The organism is Pseudomaricurvus sp. (assembly GCF_965662505.1).
GTDB lineage: Bacteria > Pseudomonadota > Gammaproteobacteria > Pseudomonadales > Cellvibrionaceae > Pseudomaricurvus.
This window is the reverse complement of sequence record NZ_CBFIHX010000005.1, coordinates 20,814-34,427: the sequence shown is the minus strand read 5'-3', so window position 1 is coordinate 34,427 and position 13,614 is coordinate 20,814. Positions and strand designations below refer to the sequence as shown.

General features: G+C 50.8%; 16 protein-coding genes. 7 read left to right on the top strand and 9 right to left on the bottom strand.

Going from position 1 to position 13,614, the window contains the following annotated elements:
• Positions 1 to 51: 51 nt before the first annotated feature.
• The 3 genes from ACTG33_RS01310 to ACTG33_RS01300 all read right to left on the bottom strand — a co-directional run bounded on the left by ACTG33_RS01310 (position 52) and on the right by ACTG33_RS01300 (position 3,117).
• Positions 52 to 1,455 carry a PhoH family protein gene (locus ACTG33_RS01310; RefSeq protein WP_439133361.1) on the bottom strand — a complete coding sequence of 468 codons (1,404 nt, stop codon included), beginning with the start codon at positions 1,453 to 1,455 and terminating at the stop codon, positions 52 to 54.
• A gap of 342 nt (positions 1,456 to 1,797) precedes the next feature.
• Positions 1,798 to 2,025, bottom strand: coding sequence for a 4-diphosphocytidyl-2C-methyl-D-erythritol kinase (locus ACTG33_RS01305; RefSeq protein WP_439133360.1), 228 nt, complete (start codon positions 2,023 to 2,025; stop codon positions 1,798 to 1,800).
• Between the two features lie 303 nt (positions 2,026 to 2,328).
• Complete coding sequence (locus ACTG33_RS01300; protein ID WP_439133359.1) at positions 2,329 to 3,117, bottom strand: M48 family metallopeptidase; 789 nt, start codon at positions 3,115 to 3,117, stop codon at positions 2,329 to 2,331.
• A gap of 149 nt (positions 3,118 to 3,266) precedes the next feature.
• On the opposite strand from ACTG33_RS01300, the gene cueR reads away from it, so the two are divergent.
• The 4 genes from cueR to ACTG33_RS01280 all read left to right on the top strand — a co-directional run bounded on the left by cueR (position 3,267) and on the right by ACTG33_RS01280 (position 6,554).
• Positions 3,267 to 3,665: a Cu(I)-responsive transcriptional regulator gene (gene cueR, locus ACTG33_RS01295; protein ID WP_439133358.1), complete on the top strand. Its 399-nt coding sequence runs from the start codon at positions 3,267 to 3,269 to the stop codon at positions 3,663 to 3,665.
• Position 3,666: 1 nt separating this feature from the next.
• The gene (locus ACTG33_RS01290; protein ID WP_439133357.1) at positions 3,667 to 4,875 is read left to right on the top strand and encodes a permease; all 1,209 of its coding nucleotides are present in this window, start codon (positions 3,667 to 3,669) and stop codon (positions 4,873 to 4,875) included.
• 477 nt (positions 4,876 to 5,352) lie between these two features.
• Positions 5,353 to 5,970, top strand: coding sequence for a glutathione S-transferase family protein (locus ACTG33_RS01285; protein ID WP_439133356.1), 618 nt, complete (start codon positions 5,353 to 5,355; stop codon positions 5,968 to 5,970).
• A gap of 128 nt (positions 5,971 to 6,098) precedes the next feature.
• Positions 6,099 to 6,554, top strand: coding sequence for a c-type cytochrome (locus tag ACTG33_RS01280; RefSeq protein WP_439133355.1), 456 nt, complete (start codon positions 6,099 to 6,101; stop codon positions 6,552 to 6,554).
• 140 nt (positions 6,555 to 6,694) lie between these two features.
• Here the strand turns inward: ACTG33_RS01280 and ACTG33_RS01275 are convergent, their stop codons facing one another.
• The 3 genes from ACTG33_RS01275 to ACTG33_RS01265 are packed head-to-tail and all read right to left on the bottom strand — an operon-like array spanning position 6,695 to position 9,224.
• The gene (locus ACTG33_RS01275; RefSeq protein ID WP_439133354.1) at positions 6,695 to 7,372 is read right to left on the bottom strand and encodes a cytochrome b/b6 domain-containing protein; all 678 of its coding nucleotides are present in this window, start codon (positions 7,370 to 7,372) and stop codon (positions 6,695 to 6,697) included.
• A 17-nt stretch (positions 7,373 to 7,389) separates the two neighbouring features.
• Positions 7,390 to 8,760, bottom strand: coding sequence for a dipeptidase (locus ACTG33_RS01270; RefSeq protein WP_439133353.1), 1,371 nt, complete (start codon positions 8,758 to 8,760; stop codon positions 7,390 to 7,392).
• Positions 8,757 to 9,224: a GFA family protein gene (locus ACTG33_RS01265; RefSeq protein WP_439133352.1), complete on the bottom strand. Its 468-nt coding sequence runs from the start codon at positions 9,222 to 9,224 to the stop codon at positions 8,757 to 8,759. Before ACTG33_RS01265 ends, ACTG33_RS01270 begins: the two co-directional genes overlap by 4 nt.
• On the opposite strand from ACTG33_RS01265, the gene ACTG33_RS01260 reads away from it, so the two are divergent.
• The 3 genes from ACTG33_RS01260 (at position 9,223) to ACTG33_RS01250 (ending at position 11,633) form a co-directional block, all read left to right on the top strand.
• Positions 9,223 to 9,357 (top strand): hypothetical protein, encoded by a 135-nt coding sequence (locus ACTG33_RS01260; RefSeq protein ID WP_439133351.1) that lies wholly within the window; start codon positions 9,223 to 9,225, stop codon positions 9,355 to 9,357. The genes ACTG33_RS01265 and ACTG33_RS01260 overlap by 2 nt on opposite strands.
• A 311-nt stretch (positions 9,358 to 9,668) precedes the next feature.
• Positions 9,669 to 10,418, top strand: a complete 750-nt coding sequence (locus tag ACTG33_RS01255) for a hypothetical protein (protein WP_439133350.1) — start codon at positions 9,669 to 9,671, stop codon at positions 10,416 to 10,418.
• A gap of 21 nt (positions 10,419 to 10,439) precedes the next feature.
• Positions 10,440 to 11,633: a hypothetical protein gene (locus ACTG33_RS01250; RefSeq protein ID WP_439133349.1), complete on the top strand. Its 1,194-nt coding sequence runs from the start codon at positions 10,440 to 10,442 to the stop codon at positions 11,631 to 11,633.
• Here ACTG33_RS01250 and ACTG33_RS01245 read toward each other — a convergent pair.
• From ACTG33_RS01245 to ACTG33_RS01235, 3 genes are all read right to left on the bottom strand, one after another.
• The gene (locus ACTG33_RS01245) at positions 11,608 to 12,135 is read right to left on the bottom strand and encodes an NUDIX hydrolase (RefSeq protein WP_439133348.1); all 528 of its coding nucleotides are present in this window, start codon (positions 12,133 to 12,135) and stop codon (positions 11,608 to 11,610) included. The genes ACTG33_RS01250 and ACTG33_RS01245 overlap by 26 nt on opposite strands.
• 129 nt (positions 12,136 to 12,264) lie before the next feature.
• A complete protein-coding gene (locus ACTG33_RS01240) occupies positions 12,265 to 13,023 on the bottom strand; it encodes a ChrR family anti-sigma-E factor (RefSeq protein WP_439133347.1) in 759 nt (252 codons plus the stop codon).
• Positions 13,020 to 13,607 carry a sigma-70 family RNA polymerase sigma factor gene (locus tag ACTG33_RS01235; protein WP_439133346.1) on the bottom strand — a complete coding sequence of 196 codons (588 nt, stop codon included), beginning with the start codon at positions 13,605 to 13,607 and terminating at the stop codon, positions 13,020 to 13,022. Before ACTG33_RS01235 ends, ACTG33_RS01240 begins: the two co-directional genes overlap by 4 nt.
• Positions 13,608 to 13,614: the final 7 nt, after the last annotated feature.

Here is a 13,614-nt window from a genome sequence, read left to right as displayed (position 1 = left end):
CGGGAGGTTAGGGCGCCATGCAACATGGCGCCGTGACAGAGAATATAGCGATTATAAATTGGCTTCTGCGTATTCAGCCAGGATAGAGCGAGGCACGCCCTGCAGTTTGATGTTGCCTCCGAACTGGAAGCCTTTAAAGCGCTCCGTTAAATAGGTTAATCCCGAGCTGGTGCCGTTCATGAAGGGTGTATCGATTTGAGCCAGGTTGCCCAGACAGATCACTTTTGAGCCACTGCCAGCGCGAGTGATGATCGTTTTGATTTGGTGAGGGGTTAGGTTTTGTGATTCATCGATCAGGATCAGACTGTGCTGGAAACTGCGGCCACGAATATAGTTCAGTGACTTAAAGTGCAGTGGCACTTTGTTCAGCACGTAATCGATGCTGCCGGAACAGTCTTCATCATCGCAATGTAAAGCTTCCAGGTTGTCCGTAATGGCGCCGAGCCAGGGTTCCATTTTTTCCGCTTCAGTACCCGGTAAGAAACCAATGTCTTCATCAAGGCCCTGCGTGCTGCGGGTGGCGATGATGCGGCGATACTGTTTAGTGGCGACGGTCATTTCAATCGCGGCGGCCAATGCCAGAATGGTTTTACCCGAACCGGCGGCACCGGTTAAATTCACCAGATGGACATCCGGATCCATCAGCAGATTTAGCGCCATTGCCTGATAGGTATCTCGCGGTTTCAGTCCCCAGGCTTCCTGCTCCAGGAAACTGTTGGTATCGATGTGCAGCAGGTGTACTTCATCCTCCTGAACGTCAATCACGCGTCCGATAAAGCCCATTTCATCTACGATAAACTGGTTGGGAAAAACCTCGGTCTGAAAATCTTCCCGCGGGATGCGATGTACCGTGCGTCCCATTTGCTGCTGGGTTTCGACTTTCTGTACCTGATCCCAGAAGTTGCCCTCAATCTCGACATAACCCTTGTTGAGCTGTTCGATATCGGTGACCAATTGATCGCTGTGGTAATCATCAGACTCGATACCGCAGCCGCGCGCTTTCAGACGCATGTTGATGTCTTTGGTGACGAGAATGACGCGGTGGTTGGGGTGTTCGTGTCGAAGCAGGCAGAGGTCGTTAATGATCTTGTTGTCGTTGAGGTGGGTCGGGAGTACCGCGATGTTTTCGGGAGGGGTGGTCATCAGGATGGAGAGTTTGCCGTTGAAGTTATCGTAGCATTCTCGCCGTATCGGCACGCCCCCTTCAACTTCTTCGGGGGTGGCTCTGCCGAGGATCTTGTCGATCTCCCGTATAGCCTGTCGACAATCTGCTGAGAGCGTTTTGTTGCCGCTTTTGAGCTTGTCGAGTTCTTCCAAGACGGTCATGGGAATCATGACGTGGTGTTCTTCAAAATTCAGTATGGCGGTGGGGTCGTGAATCAGTACGTTGGTGTCGAGGACGTAGAGGATGGGTTGTTTTTGTGACAGTGGTTCCGCGAGCTGTATATCTACCATAAGCGAGCATCCTTCCTTCTGGCTGATAGCACGCACTCGAGTCGCCCGGCATTGCACCGGTTTACTCAGTGCTTGGAGAGAGTCTTAAAGTTGCTCATTAGCGGGAAGGCTGATGAGAGTTTTAGGAACTCTTGAAACAAGTTGTACCAGAAAACAAACTAGGCTGGCAACATGACAATTGTATGAAAGTGAAGAAATTGTCTTCAACCTGAAACAGACGCGCTTCTGGTTTAAAAATGAACAATGTCTGGCACTGCGATTGTGCAGCTTCGGGAAATAATGAACTAGAAAAGGGCTTGGAGTGAGGGGAAGGGCGGAGAAGTATTTGTCGAGCCTGACGAATCAGGCCCAGCGGATCGCGCTTTGGTAGCGCTCAATATAGACGTGCTCGATACGGCCGGTTGCAGGATGTCTGGAATGACGGAAGTTGTGGTGGTTATCGGTGGATCCCATGTATTCCCAGCATAACCCCTGATGAATACAGAGTGGATCGCCGTCGTTGATGTCGTAAGAAGCGAGTTCCTGCCACATGCTGTCCCACTCGCCGTGCGTCGAATCCAGGTATTCCATGCCATAATCCCCTGCGTTGATCTTTTTATTCTATGAGTGCAGCTGATTCTTCGAATTCAGCTTATTTCATCAAGTACGACTATCGAGATACCACTTTGAGTGGTGCTGATAGTGCAGTTTGTTAACTTCCTTTGTCAACACTATGTCTTAATTGACTGATATATATAGATATTTTATTTTTAAGTGTGACCTTTTTGGCAAAAAATCCGATTTTAAGGTCTGTTAAAGCTCCCAAGTCTTAAACCCTCAAAGCCTTAAACCACCAAAGTCATACAAGTACCAAAGTCATACAATACCAAAGTCTTAAACCACCAAAGTGTGACCGTGCTGGTGAAGCCAGCGGCGTGCCGAGTCGTAATCCGGATTGAGGTTGGCGACCAGATTCCAGTAGTGGCGACTGTGGTTGTGATGTACCAGGTGGCAGCACTCGTGAACCACCAGGTAGTCCACGATCCACTCAGGGGCTTGAACGATCAACCAGTTGTATTGAATCACACCCTGACGGGTACAGTGACCCCATTTGCTTTTCGTCCGTCGCAGTTGAACTTTCTGATACTGCGCCTGAGGGAAATTCTTCTGCAGTTGTTGGCAAACCGCCTGTGTTTTCGCTTCCAGTAAGCTCTGAGCCTGTTGTTGATACCAGCTTTGCAGGGCTTTCTGCACGGCGGTGGTAATAGGCTTGTCCGGGTTTGAGGTGATACGTTTTGGCAGCGCAATCTGGAGGTGACCATCATGGCGTTCACAGAGAAGCTTGGGGCCGGATACTAAACGCAGCGTCAATGATTCTCCCAACCACGGCCAGGCTTCCCCATCCACAAATTGACGCTCCGGGATTTCGTCTTCGCGCTCAGCTTGTTGTTGGAGCTTGTCACGGATCCAGGCCGCTTTCTCGTTGACCCACTGTTTGAGGTCTCTTTGGGCCACACGGTGGGGAGCAGCAACCACAACTTTGCCGGAGCGCACTTCAATCGCCGCGCTTTTGCGTTTGGACAGACGAATCTTGTAATCAAAACCCAAATGTCCCGGATCTTCCACCGTGATCAGGCGGGTTTGGGGTTTGCGAAGCAATGATGGGGAGGGAAATTTCGGCATGGCAGGATTATACCGATGCCATGGGGAAAGCCCAGTAAGCCTCGAACTGAAAACATCAGGATCTGTGATTGACCTTCCAGTAGGTGTAAGGTCTAAGGTTGTGGACAGATGGGTATTGTCTCCGTTTGTTACGGGTATAGGAGTGCGTTATGAACATCAGCCAGGCCGCCAAAATCAGTGGTTTGTCGCCCAAAACCATTCGTTATTACGAGCGTATTGAGTTGATTGATCCGGCCAGTCGCAGTGAGAACGGCTACCGGGATTACAGCAACAAAGATCTGGACGTGCTGCGTTTTGTTCAGCGAGCCCGATCCACCGGTTTTAGTGTGGAAGAGTGTCGTCAGTTGCTATCTCTGTATCAGAATACAGAGAGACACAGCTCAGAAGTGAAAGAGCTGGTGCAGGAAAAACTGCAACGGGTTGAAGCGCAGATTACGGAATTGCAGCACATGCGCGATACGCTGGAAGAATTGGTGACCCGTTGTCCGGGGAACGAAGCGGCACAGTGCGCCATTATTGACAGACTGGCCGAGCAGGAGGAGCGCTGATATGACCACGCGAGATCTGACAGATACCGGTGAAGCTGAGAAACACACTCAAGGTTGTTGTGGGAGCACGGCTTCTGACATGAAGAAACCTGCTGCGGCTGCTACCGATATTCAGAGTACAACAGAGAGTGCAACAGAGACTAACGCTGAGAAAACAGCCACGAGTTCCTGTTGTGACACTGAAGACGGGGCGTCTGGCGGTAAAAAACGTTTTGACTGGTTGCTCTGGGGGAGTTTTACCGGGGTAGCGATCACCTATGGTCTGCATGTGCTGGGCCTGGAAGGTTCAGCCCCCGGCTGGCTGCAAACCATGAGTCACGGGGTGTTCGAGTTGATGAATACTATGTGGTGGGGGGTACTGGCCGCAGCCTTGTTTGTCGGTTTACTGAGCCGGATTCCACAGGCCATGATCACTGCTGTGCTGGGGCAGGGTGGAGATCTGAGGGGTGTCTGGCGGGCGACGCTGGCCGGTGTGTTGATGGATCTGTGCAGTCACGGCATCTTGATGGTGGGCATGCAGCTCTATAAGCGCGGTGCCAGTCTCGGACAGGTGATGGCGTTTTTAATTGCCAGCCCCTGGAACTCCCTGTCGCTGACGATCATCCTGATTGCTCTGATCGGTCTGCCCTGGACGCTGGCGTTTATTGCTTTGTCGATGGTGATCGCGGTCATCAGCGGGTGTATCTTTGACCGCTTGGTAAAGCGCGGCACCTTGCCAGCAAATCCTCATACTGCAGATCTTCCTGAAGATTATCACCTGTGGTCAGAGCTGAAACGATCGCTGTCCGGTGTGGACTGGCGTCCCGGTTTGTTGCTAGGGATTTTCTGGGAAGGTATCAAAGGCTCAAAGATGGTGCTCAAGTGGTTGCTGTTTGGCGTCTTGTTGGCCACCGCGCTGCGAGGCTTTTTGTCTCTCGACGATTTTCAGACCTGGTTTGGACCCACCACCTTGGGGCTGGTCATCACCCTGGTGGCGGCAACCATTATCGAGGTGTGCTCTGAAGGCTCAACCCCCATTGCTGCAGACCTTCTGACCCGTGCGTCGGCACCAGGCAACAGCTTCGCCTTTATGATGGCGGGAGTTTCTACAGACTATACGGAAGTCATGGTGCTGAAAGACACCACCAGTTCCTGGAAGATCGCTTTATTCCTTCCACTGGTGACCTTGCCGCAGGTGGTGGTGATCTCTTTAATTCTGAACGGTTTCTGATCGTTTGAAACTGTGTGAGATTGCATCAAATTGGTTAATAAAAACAGACACTTGCACAGGGAATGGGCGGTCAGCAAAAAGCTGATCGCCGAGTGATCAATCTGCTGAGTGCGTGGTTCTTACTGGCGTTGAGGCAGTTGTCAGAAACTTGTCTACAGACTTATCCACAGCTTCTGTGGGTTGTTTTCTTGGGGTGATTTAAATCAACTTTTGTCCAGATATCAAACAGTTAGTGAGGCTCAGAACTTGGCCGCAATCAGGCTCTGTGGATGCTTTTAGATCAACAGGGTGGCGTTTTAATCGTTTTAAGGGTTTATACTGATTAAACAGATCCAAAAGTCGGTGTCGGCCGTATTGTCTGCTTTACTTAGAGGCTATTCATCACTTAGAGGCTGTTCATCAACTGCCATCTCAACAATTCCATCATCTGCCATCTCATCACCTGTGTGACAGGAACACCCAAAGACGGAGAAATTTATGATTACCTTGTACCACCTGAACAAATCCCGCTCGAAACGCATCATTTGGCTGCTGGAAGAGCTGGGCGTTGAGTATCAGATTGAAGCCTTCCAAAGGGATAAAGAGACCTCCCTTGCGCCGGAAGCCCTGAAAGCCATCCACCCGCTGGGCAAGTCGCCGGTGATTAAAGACGACGATCTGGTGATTGCCGAGTCCGGCGCCATGACTGAATACTTGATTGATAAATACGCCGCCGACCGTCTGGCGCCTCAGCGTGGTACCCCTGAGTACGTTGAATACCTGCAATGGCTGCACTTTGCGGAAAGCTCCGCCATGGTGCCGTTGCTGCTGAAAATGTTTCTGAGAAAAGACGGTTGCAAAACCAATTTTCTGGAAGGCTATGCGGATGGTGAAGCCCTGAAAATTCTCACTTACCTGAGTGAGCAGTTGGAAGGTAAAGACTATCTGGTCGGTAACCAGCTCAGTGGCGCAGACATCATGGTGTTTTTTGTGGTGGATATGGTGGAGCAATCCGGTAGCCTGGCTTTCTTCCCGGTTCTGGAAGCTTATCTGAAGCGCCTCAGAACTCACGAAGCCTGCCAAAAAGCAGAGCAACTTGAAAAAGAATTAGGCTGAACGTACTGGCTTTAAACAAAAAAGTGGCTTAAATGTAAGGGAAGTGTAAATATTGAGACGGGGTTGTTGCGAGGTATTATGACTTTTGGCAACCTTGTTTTACACCTAATTCAAGGAGTTGAAAAAACATGCTAAAAAAACTATTGCCAGCTGCTCTCTGGGTCAGCGTAGCAGCGGCAGCAACCGTGACGACTACCACTCAGGCGGCGGATGTTAAGGCGCAGATCAAACACCGCGATGCCACCATGGAGGCCATTGCCGGTCACTTCACATCGATCATGTCGACCATGAAGAATCCCGGTGAGTTTGCTGAGGATTATCAGTTCCACGCCGAGAGCATTGCCCGCTTGTCCCGAATCGCTGCCAAGAGCTTCCCTGAAGGCTCTGGTGAGGGTAAGACTGACGCCAAGCAAGAAATTTGGGACAATCCGGAAGAGTTCAAAGAAGCCATGGATACCTTCCAGACTCGGGCTGATGCATTTGCAGAAGCTTCAAAAGGAACTGATCGCAAGGCGTTCGCCATGGCTGCGAAGAACTTAGGCGGTTCTTGTAAAGGCTGTCACGACGACTTTAAAGCTGATTGATGGTTCTTTAGCCAGTATTGCTCTTTAGCTAGATGGCACTTATAACAGGCCAGGCAGTCATTCTGTCTGGCCTGTTGCTTTTATGATCTCTGAGTTACATAAACTCTTCGAAGTAAGTTCAACCCCCTAAAGCGGCCAGCTTAAAACAGCCAACTGGGTAACTGGATCAGAGCCCAGGCTGAACCTCCTGCCAGCCCGGCCAGTAGCAGCAATCCCCAAAAGGGGAGTGGGGTGATGTTTTGCGCCTCACCGTTGGTACCATTGGCTGATTCTTTTCGGCCAGTGATCATGGCGTTGACTAATTTGTCCTTTTTTACAAATTGGTAAAACAGAACGGCCGCAATATGCAGGCCGATAAACCCTGCGAGAAACTGCCACACCAGGTGGTGCGTTGATCCGCCCAGGCTGACCCACTCTTCATCAAACCAGTACACCCACGGGCCTTCAAAGAAATAATCATCGGTGGTTAGCAGGCCGCTTAGAATTTGCGCGGAGATTGCGCAAAGCATAGCTACCACCATCCATGAGCCCAGAGGGTTGTGTCCGTTAAAGGCTTGCTGCCCGCGTACATAGCGCAACGCCGCTCGGGGTGATAACTGGAAGTGTGAAAAGCGTCCGTAATCACGTCCAATGAGACCGGTGTACAAGCGGAAGAACATAAGCCCCAGCAGTCCATAGCCACACCGTATGTGCCAGTCCATCCAGTCCATATCACCGTAGAGCCCGGTGGCGAAAGAGACGCTGATTAAAATGACCAGCAGCCAGTGAAACAGACGGGTGTGAAGATCCCAGACAAAAAGGGGGGAGGAGGTGTTCATAGTCGTGGTTCTGTACCTTAATTGTGGGAAGACGAGTTAAGTGAAGGCGAATCGTCTGATGCGGCAGCGTTTCCGCTTGCGGGTTCGGTGATTGAAGGCTCTTGCTGAGCTGCCGCATAAGCTTCTACTTGTTCCATCACCCTTAACACGTTGCCACCCATGATTTTCGCGATATCGCTTTCACTATAGTTACGCTTCAGTAGTGCATCAATCAGCACGGGATAAGTCGATACGTCTTTAAGACCGGTAGGTAGTGTGTTGCCGACACCATCGTAATCTGAGCCAAGCCCAATGTGTTCAATTCCGACCTTTTGACGGACGCGATCGATGTGAGCGACGACGTCGTCCACCGTGGCGAACGGGTAGGGAAAACGCTTCCGATAAGCCACGTCAAAAGCCGCCCTGACTTCTGCGTGGATGCGATCACCCTGCAGTTTTTCAAAGGCTGCCTTGGCCGTCTTGTAGCGGTTGCCCCATTCCATGGCTTCTTCGGTGACAAAGAAGCTGCCAAAATTAATCATAATGACGCCGCCATTATCTGCCAGCGCCTTGAGCATTTTGTCGTCCACGTTGCGTTCAAGGCCCGGTGTAAAGTGGCGCAAAGAAGAGTGTGAGGCAATAACCGGCACTTTGCTGACTTCAATGGCTCGATAGAAGGCGGCATCCGACACATGGGAGATATCCACCATGATGCCAAGTTTGTTCATCTCTTCGATCAAAGACACACCAAAGGGACTCAGTCCTTTCCAGATTTTTTTGTCGTCGTAGGACGAATCGGATATGTGATTGGCTTTTGAGTGGGTCAGGGTGATATAGCGGATGCCACGATTATAGAAGTGGGTCAGATTAGCCAGATCACCCTCAATCGCGGCACCATTTTCCATCCCCAGTGGCAGTGAAATTTTGCCAGCTGCAAAATTGTTGCGAATATCGGCGGCCGTCCGTGCTGGCGCATATTTGTCCGGCGCGCGATAGAACAGAGCTTCCACCTGATCTATCAACACATTGGCCAGCGCTTTGGCGCCATCATTCTCTTTGACCGCGGGAATGTAGATCGACATGAAAGGTGCATCCAATCCCCCTTGTTTGGCGCGAGGATAGTCAAAGTCTCCGGTTTCAGTCGCTTCGGCGACGTCTTCCCAATGCCTTTGCAGGCGAAAGGGCACGTCGATATGGCCATCGACGATAGGGTACTTGTGGGCAATTTCGATGGCAGTCTGGCTAAGAGAAGGAGAAGGAGAAGGAGACTGAACTGATTCCGCGTGGATGCCGGAGCTATTACTGCCGATCAACAAACCGATTGAAAGCAGGCCGGGCTTTAACAAGGATAAACCAGACGTTAAAGAGCGAAAGCAGGGGTTTAGGGCCGCAGGTTGAGTAAGGCTCATGATTTCTCCGTCAAATCCGCTTGTTTCGGGTACTGTTCCACACCTTCGGGAATTTCAAACCAATTCTGTTTTTCGCTGACCCAGAGATGTTTACTGGGTTTTATGATGCCGGTATTCTCCAGAGTACTGGGTTTCAGTTTGATGATATCCGGTTTTTGCGGATCGAAATGATACATCCGGTTTCCGCAGTCGGGACAGAACGCTGCGGCATTGATGTTGCCGCTGTCTGAAGATCTTTCCCAGTGTTTGAGATCGCCCTCAAACTCCAGGTGCTCGCGCTTGACCACGGCAGTGATGCTGAACGCACTGGTCGACAGTTTCTGGCACTCTTTACAGTGGCAACACACGACCATAATGGGCGCTTGTAATAATCGATAGCGTACCTGTTTGCACTGGCAGGCGCCGTTAAGGGGATACTCTGCGTCGGATGACTTTACAGTGCTTGGATCGGTGGAGTTTTTCATGGCTGACATCCTTATGGATAAGTGGGAGTCCATTGGGGAAATGATCATAGGGTGGATTGTGCCATCGATGACCGGCTTTGTGTCTGCTTCGGGCTCAGTGCCTGGTTCTGATGTCGTACTGCTTCAGATTTAGTACTGATTCTGGTTTAGTACTGATTCTTTTGAATAGCCGCAGTTTCTGTTGATGGTGAAGATATTGAAACACGCTGTGTCGGTCATTTCCACCTCTGTACAGCTTGATCACAAAACTCTGAATTTGTGACCGCTTATTTAACGATTAGGTGAACCTGAGAGCAAAGCGACAGTCAGACTGTCTTATAACTTCTTTACTCTATACTGTTTTTTGAGCTGAACAGTTGTCGGACTGGACAGTTGTCGGGGCTGGCTAGAGGTGATGATAGCGGCACCGATCATAACGAATTGCGATTGAATTAAGGATAGAGCTTGATTGACCGGTTTAAAATAGCTTTCCCAATATGGCTGCTGATTTGTGGCGGGTTTCTGGCCGGTTGTCAGTCACCTCAAGGCGAGATCGAAGCGCGTAAAGCGGTTCGGACTGATCTTTCAGGCAGCTGGGAAATGGATTACAGCCTGAACGACAGCGTTGAGGGAAAACTGGATGCCTATTTTTACCGTATGCGTCGCACGCTTAGCCGTCAGTCCGATGGTCGTCAGCTTGAACGGGGCAGCATGCCTTCGATTCATCCTGGCACGGCCCAAACGGTGATTGCCATGGCGCAATTTGTTGAGAGGATCTCGCGGGTTCAGGTGATGGATATCGAACAGACCTACACCGATATCCGTGTTGATCGGGAAGGGACATTTTCACTGGATTGTGATTTCCCGAGTCAGGGTTTGGAGCAAACCGATAATCCATTCGCCACTGAAGTTTGTGGCTGGGATGGGCACCAGCTGGTGTTTCAACTCAGGTTGCCGGAAGGGCTGCTCGTACAGCAGCGTTTTAGTCTTGCCGCCAGTGGCGATCAAATCAATGTGGCAACCACGATGATGTCTGACCGTGCACCGGAGCCCTTCACTCTGAATCGCTCCTATTCCCGGTTTGATAAGCGCAGTCGTGGATACACCTGCGAGCAAACGGTTAGCAAGGGCAAAGTGTGTACATTGACCTCTCAACCCGAGGAGCGGCCTGCAGCACCGGACGCACCTAAACCTATTATTATGAACGCCGATTAAACGCGATATGAGTTTTACTGCATGATGAATTTAAGACTGACAGGCCGCGGTATGCGCCTGTCTTTGTGGTTGTTCGCCTGTGTCTGGTTATTGGCGGGATGTGCAACTTCCGCTCCGACCGATAGTGAAGACGCAATCGATACGGTAGTGATTAACTCTGCGGCTCGCTCAACCCGTGAGTCAGCCCAGGCACTGAAAGATTTACCGGCCTTGCCATCAGGAAAACTAACGGCACCGGCAGGATCCTCTGTTCAGCTCGATGTGGGGATTCTGATTTTTGAATCCCAAGATGTGACGGGTAATACCCGGCTTCAAGAGCAGGGTGTTTTTCCGTTGGTCAGAAAAGCCGAGTCTCGCTATTTGCCGTATTTGCTGCGGCAGACCATGGCGGCCTCAGGTCAATGGGGGGTGGTGAGGGTAATGCCAGATACCCACGCATCGGCAGAGCTGGTGGTGACTGGTGATATTCAGATATCCAATGGTGAGCAGTTGCAGATCCATATTCAGGCTCATGACAGCAGCGAGCGGTTGTGGTTGAACAAGGTCTATCGTCAGAATGTGGGTGCTCAGGCCTACGAGGATCCACAGCTCGATCCTTTTCAGTCCTTGTTTGATCGCTTGTCTTTGGATTTGATTGAAGCCAGAAATCGTCTGACAGCTTCGCAGTTGGAAGAGCTTCGCCAGTTGGCGGTGTTGCGTTACGGTCAGCAGCTGGCACCGGATGCGTTCGGCCAATACGTGCAGCAGAATGAGTTAGGACAGTTGCAGATACAGCGACTTCCCGCTCATGGTGACCCCATGTTGCGACGGGTTCAGAAACTGCGGGAGTACGAATACTATTTTATCGATACGGTCGATGATCAATACTCCAATCTGTTTGTGCAGATGCAACAAACCTATCAACGCTGGCGTCAGTACAGTCGTGAGCTGATGGTATACATGCGCGATTACAAGCAGCGGCAAGCCGGGCAGAGCAGTGGTTTTCGTCGGGGCAGTCTGGCCTCTATGAATGAAGTCTACGGTGACTATGAATGGTATCGTATGCAGGAGCTGAATTTGAGCGAGCTGGCGTCGGGCTTTAACAACGAGGTTCTGCCAACCGTGTTGAACCTGGATGACAATGTGGTGCAGCTGGATGGCAATCTGCAGGATCAGTACCAGAAGTGGCAAAATATCCTGCAGGAAATATTCAATCTGGAGCAGGGGCAGATTTAAGCAGCTGCTGTTTTAGCCAGTCTTTCTGCTCAGGGAAGCGCCACTGGAACTGATCAAAGTCATCGCTGCGAAGCCACAAGGCCTGTTTAATTTCCAGATAGAAAGGAGGTTTTGGCAATGGCGCATGGCTGTCGGCCTCACATTCAAACAAGTGGAAGCCATTGTCGAACACCCGAATCAACCGGGTGGGATTGGTACTGAGTCCAGTTTCTTCCCAAGTCTCCCGATGAGCAGTGCAGTGTGCGGGTTCTTGAGGGTTGCCGCTACCACCAGGAATACTGACCTTCCCATTTAATCCCTGTACGACCAGTAATTTTCCCTGATCAATACTCAGACAGCCTGCGCTCTTAGCGGGCTGATTTGTAAGGTTAGTGGGGTTGGCGGGGCAGGCGGGAGCCACAGGCTCGCTGATATCCGTACAGGCAGTTAAAGCCAATAGCCCTGCTAAAGCTAGCGTAGGGAAGATTGCTGTTTTTAAATTGTTACCGAGATTCTGTGACATCCAGACTGACCATCGAACCTTTGGGCTATTGATTGTGATGTTTCAGGATGACAGATTGATGTAGCGGTCGCCAGTCAGGGAGGGGTTAACCCATTACACCAGTGAGTTAGCTGGCGTAATGGGTTTCTGTTAACTCGCGTAATGGCTTCGACGAATAAACGGGTTAAACAGGCGTGCAAAGAACCCGGTGAATTGAATTGGCGCCTGTACGGAGGTGAGGCAAATGCACTCGGCATCCTGGCTAGCCAGAGGCCTGTGATGTTTGTCGTCCTTGTTGCGATAGATGATATCACCCTGATTGTAGACACCTTCGCTGTCCGAAAAACTGCCCTGCAGTACCAGAGTCACCTCTTCACCGGTGTGGTTGTGAGCAGCAACCTGGCCTCCGGGTTTAATCCTGAGCATTTCAACCTTGCTGCCATCCACATCACGGCACAGTTTGGTGGCGTAGATGGATGGGCTCAGGCGTTTCCAGCGAAGAGCGTCCAGACCGTTGGGAATGAGCTTTTGTAAACAGCGCGGAACATTGCTGTTAGCTGCGGTGCTTCCTGCGTTATTTTCTGCCCTTCCGTCTACAGCACTTTGTGGTTCTGTCAGTTCGGGCGCAGCAGGTGCGTCCAATTGCGCCATAACCCGTTCTTTTAAGGTATCGGTAACGGTAACCGTGGGCAGCTCGGAAAACAGTTCGGAGCCTACCTGATTGAGACGCTTAACCGCCTGCCGACATTGAGGGCAGTATTGCAGATGGGCGCTGATGCACAGAGCCTGATTAAAAGGCAGGCTGCCAGCGGAAAAGGCCGTAAGCCTGTCTATGCCTGGGTGATGTTTAGTCATGGTTTGAGGGTGTTGGACTGTAGTTGTGGACATCATTTCAGTTGTGGACATCATTTCTCATGACCTCGAATCAAAATTTCGAGTTTCTGCAACGCTAAACGGATGCGTGATTTCACTGTTCCCAGTGGCAAACTGAGTTCAGCCGCCGCTTCCTGCTGGGTTTTGCCTTCCAAATACACTTTTCGGAGTACCTGTGACTGCTCATTGGGCAGTGTCTTCAAACCGCTGTGAATTTGCTGGGCTGTTTTCCTTTGCTGTGTCTGCTCGAACGGGCCGGACTGGGTATCTTCAATCTGATCAAAGATTTCCTCTGAGGTGACTTCGTTGGCGTATCGACCGTTGCGTCTTAAATAGTCAATCCGACAGTTTCTGGCCAGCGTAAAAATCCAGGTGTTTGGATTGGCCTTGGTTGCGTCGTATAAATGCGCTTTATTCCAGACCTTGATCAGAACCTCTTGCACCAGTTCATCCGCGACCAGATAGGCTCCAGGTTCTTTGGCCAGGCTGTAGGACTTAAGCAGCGGGGCATAGTGTTCAAACAGACGCGAGAAGGCCTCGCGATCCCGAACCGTGGCGATTTGACCAATTAATACCTGTAGCTGGTCAATCTCTAACGTTTTTGATTTGTGTTGAACCATGCTTCAT

What these genes read in the sequence shown, in the direction of transcription:
- ACTG33_RS01275 (WP_439133354.1), bottom strand. Translation starts at nt 7,372, where the DNA reads ATGAACACCTCCTCCCCCCTTTTTGTCTGGGATCTTCACACCCGTCTG.
- ACTG33_RS01280 (WP_439133355.1), top strand. Translation starts at nt 6,099, where the DNA reads ATGCTAAAAAAACTATTGCCAGCTGCTCTCTGGGTCAGCGTAGCAGCG.
- cueR (WP_439133358.1), top strand. Translation starts at nt 3,267, where the DNA reads ATGAACATCAGCCAGGCCGCCAAAATCAGTGGTTTGTCGCCCAAAACC.
- ACTG33_RS01260 (WP_439133351.1), top strand. Translation starts at nt 9,223, where the DNA reads ATGGCTGACATCCTTATGGATAAGTGGGAGTCCATTGGGGAAATGATC.
- ACTG33_RS01290 (WP_439133357.1), top strand. Translation starts at nt 3,667, where the DNA reads ATGACCACGCGAGATCTGACAGATACCGGTGAAGCTGAGAAACACACT.
- ACTG33_RS01270 (WP_439133353.1), bottom strand. Translation starts at nt 8,760, where the DNA reads ATGAGCCTTACTCAACCTGCGGCCCTAAACCCCTGCTTTCGCTCTTTA.
- ACTG33_RS01235 (WP_439133346.1), bottom strand. Translation starts at nt 13,607, where the DNA reads ATGGTTCAACACAAATCAAAAACGTTAGAGATTGACCAGCTACAGGTA.
- ACTG33_RS01285 (WP_439133356.1), top strand. Translation starts at nt 5,353, where the DNA reads ATGATTACCTTGTACCACCTGAACAAATCCCGCTCGAAACGCATCATT.
- ACTG33_RS01310 (WP_439133361.1), bottom strand. Translation starts at nt 1,455, where the DNA reads ATGGTAGATATACAGCTCGCGGAACCACTGTCACAAAAACAACCCATC.
- ACTG33_RS01265 (WP_439133352.1), bottom strand. Translation starts at nt 9,224, where the DNA reads ATGAAAAACTCCACCGATCCAAGCACTGTAAAGTCATCCGACGCAGAG.
- ACTG33_RS01300 (WP_439133359.1), bottom strand. Translation starts at nt 3,117, where the DNA reads ATGCCGAAATTTCCCTCCCCATCATTGCTTCGCAAACCCCAAACCCGC.
- ACTG33_RS01250 (WP_439133349.1), top strand. Translation starts at nt 10,440, where the DNA reads ATGATGAATTTAAGACTGACAGGCCGCGGTATGCGCCTGTCTTTGTGG.
- ACTG33_RS01245 (WP_439133348.1), bottom strand. Translation starts at nt 12,135, where the DNA reads ATGTCACAGAATCTCGGTAACAATTTAAAAACAGCAATCTTCCCTACG.
- ACTG33_RS01240 (WP_439133347.1), bottom strand. Translation starts at nt 13,023, where the DNA reads ATGATGTCCACAACTGAAATGATGTCCACAACTACAGTCCAACACCCT.
- ACTG33_RS01305 (WP_439133360.1), bottom strand. Translation starts at nt 2,025, where the DNA reads ATGGAATACCTGGATTCGACGCACGGCGAGTGGGACAGCATGTGGCAG.